8 protein-coding genes (1 of these 8 cut by a window edge) are annotated in these 10000 nt (G+C 43.0%); all 8 read left to right on the plus strand.

What is annotated here, in order from left to right:
• Nucleotides 1–100 precede the first annotated feature (100 nt).
• Entirely contained in the window at nucleotides 101–1465 is a 1365-nt protein-coding gene (gene dnaA, locus ACKTT9_RS00005) for a chromosomal replication initiator protein DnaA (protein ID WP_127454092.1), read from the plus strand.
• A gap of 178 nt (nucleotides 1466–1643) precedes the next feature.
• The gene (gene dnaN, locus ACKTT9_RS00010) at nucleotides 1644–2786 is read left to right on the plus strand and encodes a DNA polymerase III subunit beta (RefSeq protein WP_127454094.1); all 1143 of its coding nucleotides are present in this window, start codon (nucleotides 1644–1646) and stop codon (nucleotides 2784–2786) included.
• Nucleotides 2787–2799: 13 nt separating this feature from the next.
• Nucleotides 2800–3015, plus strand: coding sequence for a S4 domain-containing protein YaaA (gene yaaA, locus ACKTT9_RS00015; RefSeq protein ID WP_127454096.1), 216 nt, complete (start codon nucleotides 2800–2802; stop codon nucleotides 3013–3015).
• Between the two features lie 28 nt (nucleotides 3016–3043).
• Complete coding sequence (gene recF / locus ACKTT9_RS00020) at nucleotides 3044–4162, plus strand: DNA replication/repair protein RecF (protein ID WP_127454098.1); 1119 nt, start codon at nucleotides 3044–3046, stop codon at nucleotides 4160–4162.
• 5 nt (nucleotides 4163–4167) lie between these two features.
• On the plus strand, nucleotides 4168–4416 hold the full coding sequence (remB, locus tag ACKTT9_RS00025) for an extracellular matrix regulator RemB (protein ID WP_127454100.1): 249 nt from the start codon (nucleotides 4168–4170) through the stop codon (nucleotides 4414–4416).
• 68 nt (nucleotides 4417–4484) lie between these two features.
• Entirely contained in the window at nucleotides 4485–6401 is a 1917-nt protein-coding gene (gyrB, locus tag ACKTT9_RS00030) for a DNA topoisomerase (ATP-hydrolyzing) subunit B (protein ID WP_407870067.1), read from the plus strand.
• Between the two features lie 46 nt (nucleotides 6402–6447).
• Nucleotides 6448–8940, plus strand: a complete 2493-nt coding sequence (gyrA, locus tag ACKTT9_RS00035; RefSeq protein WP_127454103.1) for a DNA gyrase subunit A — start codon at nucleotides 6448–6450, stop codon at nucleotides 8938–8940.
• Nucleotides 8941–9023: 83 nt separating this feature from the next.
• Nucleotides 9024–10000 carry the 5' portion of an HD-GYP domain-containing protein gene (locus ACKTT9_RS00040; RefSeq protein ID WP_407870068.1) on the plus strand. 91 nt of this gene lie beyond the right edge of the window, so only the first 977 of its 1068 coding nucleotides appear in the window; its start codon is at nucleotides 9024–9026; the stop codon falls past the right edge of the window.

Genomic DNA, 10000 nt, shown 5'->3' on the forward strand with positions numbered 1-10000 from the left:
CTCCAGTTAGAGCTTCAACCATAATGATTTATACACAGATCGCATTTTTAGGAAACCTGGCCTTTACGCCACATGTTTGATTTTAAAGGAGTGAATTACTGTGGAAGGCCATTCTACGGACTTATGGCAGCAAATCTTATCGATTATACAAACTAAGCTCAGCAAACCTAGTTTCGATACTTGGCTAAAATCAACCAAAGCGACAGTTTTTAATGACTCGACTGTCGTTATTTGTGCGCCCAACAATTTTGCCCAGGAGTGGCTAGAAAGCCGCTATACCAAGCTGATTGAAGGTACAATTTATGATTTCACCGGCAAACACGTTTCCGTGAAATTCATCATCGAGACCGAAGAACAGAAAGCGCAGTCTGCTGCGACTCAACCGGCCGTTATACCGCCTAAAGGTCCTGCCATTGTGGCAGGTGAAGAAAATTTCACGAATATGATGAATTCGAGATACACGTTCGATACTTTTGTCATCGGATCAGGCAATCGATTCGCGCACGCAGCTTCATTAGCTGTGGCGGAAGCGCCAGCTAAAGCCTATAATCCGCTCTTTTTATACGGAGGCGTTGGTTTAGGCAAAACCCATTTGATGCATGCAATCGGTCATTATGTGCTGGAACATAATCCTGGGGCGCGTGTTTTATATATTTCATCAGAGAAATTTACGAATGAATTCATTAATGCTGTTCGTGATAACCGCGGTGAAGGATTCCGTAATAAATATAGAACGATTGATGTGCTACTAATTGACGATATTCAATTCCTCGCCGGTAAAGAAGGTACTCAGGAGGAATTTTTCCATACATTTAACGCTCTTCATGAAGAAGGTAAGCAAATTATTATCTCCAGTGACCGGCCTCCCAAAGAGATTCCAACGCTGGAGGACCGCTTGCGCTCTAGGTTTGAGTGGGGCTTAATTACCGATATTCAGCCGCCTGATTTAGAAACGCGCATCGCGATTTTGCGGAAAAAAGCGAAAGCCGAAAATCTTGAGATTCCAAATGAAGCGATGATCTATATCGCAAATCAAATCGATACGAACATTCGTGAACTTGAAGGTGCTCTAATAAGGGTAGTTGCCTACTCTTCTCTAATTAATCAGGATATTAGCGTACATTTGACTGCCGAAGCTTTGAAGGATATTATTCCGTCAAATCGGCCAAAGGTTATAACCATACAGGATATTCAGCAGCGTGTTGGTGAATTCTATGGATTAAAGCTTGAGGATTTTAAAGCGCGCAAACGAACGAAAGCCGTAGCTTTCCCTAGACAGGTCGCTATGTACCTGGCCCGAGAGCTGACGGACTTCTCTTTGCCGAAAATCGGAGATAATTTTGGTGGCCGCGACCATACCACGGTTATCCATGCCCATGAAAAAATATCGCAAATGTTGCAAGCGGACCAGGAGCTCTATAAGATTGTTCATAATCTCACGGAGCGTATAAAAAACCCCTCTTAATAACATTTGATTTCGGGTGAGCCTATACACAATCTATTCACATGTGGATAGGCTTGCTTTATATATGGTTCATCCACATATCCACATATCCAGAGCCCCTACTGCTATTACTAATAAAGAATGTTATTATATAAAGATATGCTAACGCACCCCAAAAAAGAACTGCAGGAGTGAAGTCATGAAATTAACGATCCTTAAAGACCATTTAATAGAATCCATTGGTCACGTTTCCAAAGCAATTTCCTCACGTACAACAATTCCAATCCTTACAGGGATCAAAATAGATGCAACCTTAAGCGGTGTAACCCTTACGGCCAGCGATACCGATATTTCAATTCAAAGCTTTACGCCAAGTGAAAATGGTACAAACAAAATCATTCAGTTATATCAAGCCGGGAGTGTTGTGCTTCCAGCTAAATTTTTCGTTGAAATTATCCGTAAGCTCCCTGCTCAACTCATTGAAATTGAAGTAGGTAACAATTTTCAAACCATCATTCGTTCAGGTTCTTCTGAAATTCAAATTATGGGACTTGATCCGGATGAATATCCGCTGCTGCCGGAAATCGAAGAAAGCAAAATGCTGCGTCTTCCAAGTGATTTGCTTAAAACAATGATTAAACAAACGTCATACGCGGTATCAACGAATGAGTCTACGCCGATTCTTACGGGTGTACTTTGGAATATCACTGGTGATAAACTGAAATTTATTGCTTGTGACCGTCATCGACTTGCCAGCCGAGAAGTTACCGTTGATAACGATAATGCGCACAATTTGCCTAATATTGTTATTTCAGGCCGAACTCTGAATGAATTAAGCAAAATTTTGCCTGATCAAAACTCACTTATTGATATAGTTATTTCGGACAATCAGGTTTTATTCAAAATTCATTCAATTTTATTTTACTCACGCATTTTGGATGGTACGTATCCCGATACATCGAAGCTCATTCCTCAGTCGTTCCAAACGGAAATGGTCGTTCCGACGAAAGAATTGGCTGAAGCCATCGATCGCGCTTACCTCCTTTCCAAAGAAGATAAGACGAATATTGTTAAAATGATGATGCTGGAAGACCAGACCATCGAAATTTCATCCAGCTCCTCCGAGCTGGGCAAAGTAACGGAACAAATTAACCTGCAGCATATTGTCGGTGATTTACTCAAGATCTCTTTTAACTCCAAATATATGCTTGATGCGCTCAAAGTTCTCGACTCAGAGTTTATTCATATTGGATTTACTGGAGCTATGCAGCCAATCATCATGAAGCCGCAAGATTCGACAAACATTCTTCAGCTGATCTTGCCATATCGAACAACGAATTAAGGAGTGCTCCAGTATGAAGCAAATCGCTATTAACACGGACTACATTACGCTCGGGCAGTTTCTCAAATTATCGGATTGTATATCCACAGGTGGACAAGCCAAATTTTTTGTTGTGGATACAAAAATCGAAGTGAACGGACAGGCAGAAAATCGCAGAGGACGGAAACTCGTTCCGAAAGATATCGTTACCGTGGAGGGTTTCGGACAATTCGAAGTCGTTAGCTCCTGATTGGGCCAAGCCAGGAGGATGAGTAATCATGTTTTTGAACAGACTCGCGCTTAAGTCTTACCGAAATTACGATCAGATCGAGTTGACCACGGATAGCAATGTCAATATTTTCGTAGGACCTAACGCACAGGGCAAAACGAATTTATTGGAATCCATTTATGTCTTGGCAATGACCAAATCACATCGTACTCATCAAGACAAAGAACTGATCGGCTGGAACGGTGATCAAACGCAGCTGCATGCACAGATCCAAAAGCGATATGGCAGCTGTCAATTGGATCTCTCCATTTCAACCAAAGGCAAGAAAGCAAAAATTAATGGGCTCGAGCAAAAAAAGCTCAGCAACTTTATCGGAGCGCTTAATGTCGTAATGTTTGCGCCGGAAGATTTAGAAATTGTCAAAGGCACGCCTGGTATTAGACGAAGATTTCTCGATATGGAGATTGGCCAGGTGCAGCCCTCCTATCTCTATGATTTATCGCAATATCAGAAAATTTTGCTTCAGCGTAACAATTATTTAAAGCAAAATTTCGCTGGAAAAGGCTCACCTGACGCGATGTTGGACATCTGGAATGAACAATTAGCACTGTATGGTGTTAAAATTATGAAAAAGCGTCAAAACTTTATAAAGAAGCTGCAACAATGGGCTGAAACGATCCATCGAGGAATAACGAATGACAGTGAAGAGCTACTCATCCGCTATTCCCCTTCGTTTGACATGGGCTCGTTTGAAGATGAATCTGTTTTATTAAACCAATTTATGATAAAGTTATCTTTGGTCAGAGATCAGGAATTCCGAAGAGGCGTTACACTTGTGGGCCCTCATCGCGACGATCTTCTTTTTTACATCAACGACAAAGAAGTGCAAACCTACGGCTCCCAGGGGCAGCAGCGCACAACTGCACTCTCCCTTAAGCTGGCGGAGATTGAACTCATCCATGAGGAAGTTGGCGAATATCCTCTTTTATTGCTTGATGATGTGCTTTCAGAGCTTGATGAATATAGGCAGACGCAGTTGATCCGCACGTTCCAAGAAAAAGTGCAAACGTTTATCACCACGACGGGTCTAGAGAGTGTCCATTTGGACCAACTGAACCATGCTTCCGTGTTTCATGTTTTGAAAGGAAATGTAAGTGGCAGGAGCTGAGGAGCATGTTTATTCATTTGGGTGGAGAAAAAATTATTCGAGCTTCCGAACTGATTGCTATATTCGATATCTCGATAGAAAAATCCTCAAAAATATCGAAACAATTCATTCAACAAGCTGTTAAGGATAAAAAAACAGAAAAAATCGGTGAGGAAGAATGCAAATCTCTCGTTGTTACGAAGAGTAAAGTGTATTATTCCCCGATCTCCTCTACCACGCTCAAGAAAAGAGCGCATCTTTTGTTAACGAACTAACCTTTTGTTGTTCACATAAGAGAGTATAAGAGGTTTATCTCACTATAAAAAAGCAGGTGGAGATTAACATGTCTGTGAATCAAAATGCGTACGATGATAGTCAGATTCAGGTTTTGGAAGGGTTAGAAGCCGTTCGCAAAAGACCGGGTATGTATATTGGTTCAACCAGTGCCCGTGGACTTCACCATCTCGTTTGGGAAGTTGTCGATAACAGTATTGACGAGGCGCTTGCTGGCTTCTGTACGAAAATCGATGTAATTGTTCATAAAAATAATAGTATTACCGTCGTTGATAACGGACGTGGGATTCCGGTCGGGGAAAATGCGAAGCTCAAACGTCCAACGCTTGAAGTCGTACTTACCGTCCTGCATGCGGGTGGTAAATTCGGTGGCGAGGATTCCGGTTACAAAGTATCCGGGGGGCTGCACGGTGTAGGTATTTCCGTAGTTAATGCGTTGTCCGAGCATTTAACTGTGAAAGTAAAGAATAAAGGACAAATTCATCAACAAGAATACCGCCGCGGAACACCGCAATATGATGTGAAAGTGGTTGGGGAGACGGAAGAAACGGGCACGACGGTTACGTTCCAGCCAGATCCGGAGATTTTCAAAGAGACAACGGAATATGACTTTGATGTCCTTCAATCCAGGATTCGCGAGCTTGCGTTCCTCAACAAAGGCATCGAGATTAATTTAATCGACGAGCGTACGGATACGGCCACAACCCACATGTATGAGGGCGGGATCATTTCCTTCGTTCAGCATTTGAATAGAAATCGCGAAGTTGTCAATGAATTGCCGATCTATGTAGAGGGTTCCAAGGATAATATCTCTATCGAGATTGCCCTTCAGTACAATGACAGCTATACCGAAAATATTTATTCCTTCGCCAACAACATCAACACACATGAAGGCGGTACGCACGAATCAGGCTTCAAAAGCGCACTTACACGTATTCTGAATGATTACGCTCGTAAATCGAACTCCTTGAAAGAAAGCGATTCAAACCTTTCCGGTGATGATGTCCGTGAAGGGCTTGCTGCGATTATTTCCGTGAAAATTCCGGAGCCTCAATTCGAAGGGCAAACGAAAACGAAACTAGGAAATAGCGAAGTCCGCGGTATTGTCGAGTCTTTATTTGCTGAGAAATTGCAAACGTTCATGGAAGAAAACCCGGCGGTTGCCAAACGCATCCTGGAAAAAGGGATTCAAGCGGCTAGAGCCAGGGAAGCAGCACGCAAAGCGAGAGAACTGACTCGCCGTAAAAGTGCTCTGGAAGTCAGCGCTCTGCCAGGTAAACTCGCAGATTGCTCCTCTAAGGATGCTTCGATCAGTGAGATTTACATCGTAGAAGGTGACTCTGCGGGCGGATCAGCTAAGCAAGGACGTGATCGTCACTTCCAAGCGATTCTTCCACTTCGCGGAAAAATTTTGAACGTTGAGAAAGCCAGATTGGATCGTATTTTATCGAATACGGAGATTCGGGCGATGATCACAGCTTTCGGTACGGGAATCAGCGATGATTTCGATATCAATAAAGCTCGTTATCACAAAATCATTATTATGACAGACGCCGACGTTGATGGAGCCCATATTCGTACACTCCTTCTCACGTTCTTCTACAGATACATGAAAAAGTTAATTGAGTCCGGATATGTATATATCGCACAACCTCCTCTTTTCAAATTGGAGAGGAATAAAACCGTACGTTATGCCTATAACGAAAAGCAAAGAGAAGCGATCATGCAAGAGTTTGGTGAGGGTGCCAAAGTCAATGTACAGCGTTACAAAGGACTTGGTGAGATGAATCCTGAGCAATTATGGGAAACCACGATGGACCCAGAAAGCCGAACTTTGCTGCAAGTGACGATCGAAGATGCGATTGAAGCGGATACGCTCTTTGATTCTTTGATGGGAGATAACGTTGAGCCTAGAAGAGATTTCATCGAGGAACACGCAATTTACGTGAAAAATCTAGATGTCTAAACGTCTTAGACGTTGTTAACGATGTAAGCTTTCAGGAGGAACATTCATGAGCGAAGAATTACGTTCGCAAGTCAAAGAAATTGACATTTCTACCGAAATGCGTACATCCTTCTTAGACTATGCGATGAGTATCATTGTCAGTCGTGCACTGCCAGATGTAAGGGATGGTCTGAAGCCGGTTCATCGTCGTATTCTATACGCGATGTCAGAACTCGGTATGTCTCCAGATAAACCATATAAGAAATCAGCGAGAATCGTCGGCGAAGTTATCGGTAAGTACCATCCACACGGGGATTCGGCTGTTTATGAAACCATGGTTCGGATGGCACAGGACTTCTCTCTTCGTTACATGCTCGTTGACGGTCATGGTAACTTTGGATCGATCGACGGCGATATGGCGGCAGCTATGCGTTATACGGAAGCTCGTCTGTCCAAAATTGCGATGGAACTTCTACGTGATATCAACAAAGAGACGATCGATTATGCGCCCAACTATGATGGTGAGGAACAAGAACCTGTTGTTCTCCCATCCCGTTTTCCTAACTTGCTTGTGAACGGAAGCTCAGGTATTGCGGTAGGTATGGCTACGAATATTCCTCCGCATAACCTACGGGAAGTTATTGAGGGTATTCAAATGCTGATCCAGAATCCTGAAATAACGCCTTTGGAGCTGATGACAGCGATCAAAGGGCCGGATTTCCCGACAGCTGGATTTATTCTGGGCCGTGAGGGCATCAGACAAGCCTATACGACAGGTAGAGGCTCAGTTACGATGCGGGCTAGAACCGTCATTGAAGAAAATAACAATAAGGCTAGAATCATTGTCAATGAGCTGCCTTATCAAGTAAATAAAGCTAGATTGGTTGAGAAGATTGCCGAACTCGTTCGCGAGAAAAAGATTGACGGTATCACGGATCTTCGCGATGAATCCGACCGTAACGGAATGCGTGTTGTGATTGAGCTTCGCCGGGATGTGAATCCGAATGTCGTTCTCAATAACTTGTTTAAACAGACGGCTATGCAGTCCAACTTCGGTATCATCATGTTGGCGCTTGTTAATGGCCAACCAAGAGTACTGAATCTTCGTGAGATGCTTCAGTACTATCTCAAACACCAACAAGAAGTCATTCGTCGCAGAACCGAATATGACTTGCGCAAAGCTGAAGCACGCGCTCATATCTTGGAAGGCTTGCGAATCGCATTGGACCACCTGGATCAAGTTATCGCGTTGATTCGTGCTTCCAGAACTACTGAGGAAGCTAGAGATGGCCTCATGAACACGTTTAATTTGAGCTATGATCAAGCTCAAGCTATTCTGGATATGCGCCTACAGCGTTTAACTGGATTAGAGCGTGAAAAAATTGAAGCTGAATACGAAGAGCTCATGAAGAAAATCGCTGAACTTAAAGCGATTCTTGCTGACGAGCAGCTGATTCTAGCAATCATTAGTGAAGAGCTCAATGAGATCAAAGAGAAATTCGGTGACGAACGCCGTTCTGAAATTACAATTGGTGAGGAAAGCATCGAAGATGAAGACCTCATTCCACGTGAAGATGTCGTTATTACGATTACGCATACAGGTTACATTAAACGGCTACCGGTCACTACGTATAAGAACCAGAAGCGTGGTGGACGCGGGATTGTCGGAATGGGAACCAAAGACGACGACTTCGTGGAACATTTGTTCGTAACCAACACACATCATTACCTCATGTTCTTTACGAATAAAGGTAAAGTGTATCGGTTGAAAGCTTATGAGATTCCAGACTTGAGCCGAACTGCGCGCGGGACTCCGATCATTAACTTGATCCAGATCGAGCAAGGTGAGACGATCAATGCTGTGATCCCAGTTGAGAGCTTCGAGACAGATCAATACTTATTCTTTGCGACGAAGCAAGGTGTTGTGAAGAAGACGCCAATTGATGATTACTCCAATATCCGTAAAGGCGGTCTAATCGCGATTAATTTGCGTGAGGACGACGACCTTATCGGTGTTAAATTAACGGACGGCAATCAAGGTATCATCATGGGGACCAAGTTCGGTATGTCGATTCATTTCCCAGAGCAAGATGTGCGTTCAATGGGAAGATCGGCTACTGGGGTCAAAGGTATCCAGCTTGATGAGGAAGATGCTGTAATCGATATGGACGTAGTCCATGAAGATAATAGTGTATTGATTGTAACGACTAAGGGCTTCGGAAAAAGAACACCTGTTTCCGAGTATCGTATCCAAACACGTGGTGGTAAAGGGATCAAAACCTTGAACATCACGGATAAGAATGGTCCTGTTGTGGGTCTTAAAGTCGTTCAAGAAGACGAAGATCTCATGATTATTACTGCTTCAGGCACGGTCATTCGGACAAGTATGGATGGTATTTCGGTTATGGGTCGTAACACGCAAGGTGTTCGTCTAATCAACATTCGTGAGGATGATGAAGTAGGAACCTTGGCGAGAGTACAGAAGAACGAAGACCAAAATGAGAACGAAGAAGACGGCGATTGGGAAGAAACCGATACGGAATCGACGGATACAGAATAATAATTTGCAGGGATGGGCTTACAAACCCATCCTTTTTATTTTACAATAGCATGTATAAGATAAAGTAAGGTGAGTGAGCGATCGTGCCGACAGTAGCCGTTTCTCAATTAAAGTATGGCGAAAAACTAGGAGACAATGTAACAACGAAATTAGGGAATGTCCTTTTCAATAAAGGTAAAATCCTGAATGAGAGAGATCTTGAGATTCTTAAAGCTTTTTTCATTGCTTCTGTTTATATTGAATCAAAGAACGGCATTGAGCCCGAGGGGGCCATTGAGGATGTGAAAGTAAAAGAAGTTGCTTCAGTTCCTCCTTTTTATATAGAGTATCAGAACATGTTAAAGCTACTTAAACGCGTTTTTCTACTTGCTAATGGCGGTCAGCCTTTACCTATCCTAGACATTCGAAACGGACTTGAAGCACTTATTCAGCATATCGATACCTACAAAGTACTCACTTTTACTCCCAAAAATCGTAGTTTGCAAGATTACATATACCACAAAAGCATTATGGTCAGTTTGACCTCGTATTGTTTGGCTAGATGGCATGGTCTTCCCCAAAAGGATTTAATGCAAATCGCACTAGCCGGCCTCCTGCATGATATCGGCATTTCCAAAGTAGATTCAACCATCCTGGAGAAAAAGGGCCGTTTGATGGAGTCTGAGATGGAGGAGATCAAACAACATACGTTGATAGGCTATCAGATTCTAAAAAACATTTCGGGGATCAATGAGGGTGTTAAATTAACAGCTGTTCAGCATCACGAGCGCGAAGATGGGTCCGGTTATCCTTTAGGAGTGAAAGGCGATAAGCTTCATATTTACGCTAAAATCGTCGCAATTGCTGATATTTATAATGCGATGACAAACGAACGTCATCACAAAACGGCTATGTCTCCTTACCTCGTGTTGGAGCAGCTCTTTACGGAATCATTCGGAAAAGTTGATCCAACCCTGGTTCAAGTGTTTATAAACAAGTCTACACAAATTAGCAATGGAACCCTAGTTAGACTTAGTGATAATCGTGTAGGAGAGATTATCTTCTCGGATCGCTCACAGCC

This window comes from Paenibacillus sp. P36 (assembly GCF_045866505.1).
In the GTDB taxonomy this organism is placed as follows: domain Bacteria; phylum Bacillota; class Bacilli; order Paenibacillales; family NBRC-103111; genus Paenibacillus_E; species Paenibacillus_E chondroitinus.

Excerpts from the sequence above, each read along its gene's own strand:
- dnaN (WP_127454094.1), top strand. The coding sequence starts at position 1,644 with ATGAAATTAACGATCCTTAAAGACCATTTAATAGAATCCATTGGTCAC.
- yaaA (WP_127454096.1), top strand. The coding sequence starts at position 2,800 with ATGAAGCAAATCGCTATTAACACGGACTACATTACGCTCGGGCAGTTT.
- recF (WP_127454098.1), top strand. The coding sequence starts at position 3,044 with ATGTTTTTGAACAGACTCGCGCTTAAGTCTTACCGAAATTACGATCAG.
- remB (WP_127454100.1), top strand. The coding sequence starts at position 4,168 with ATGTTTATTCATTTGGGTGGAGAAAAAATTATTCGAGCTTCCGAACTG.
- gyrB (WP_407870067.1), top strand. The coding sequence starts at position 4,485 with ATGTCTGTGAATCAAAATGCGTACGATGATAGTCAGATTCAGGTTTTG.
- gyrA (WP_127454103.1), top strand. The coding sequence starts at position 6,448 with ATGAGCGAAGAATTACGTTCGCAAGTCAAAGAAATTGACATTTCTACC.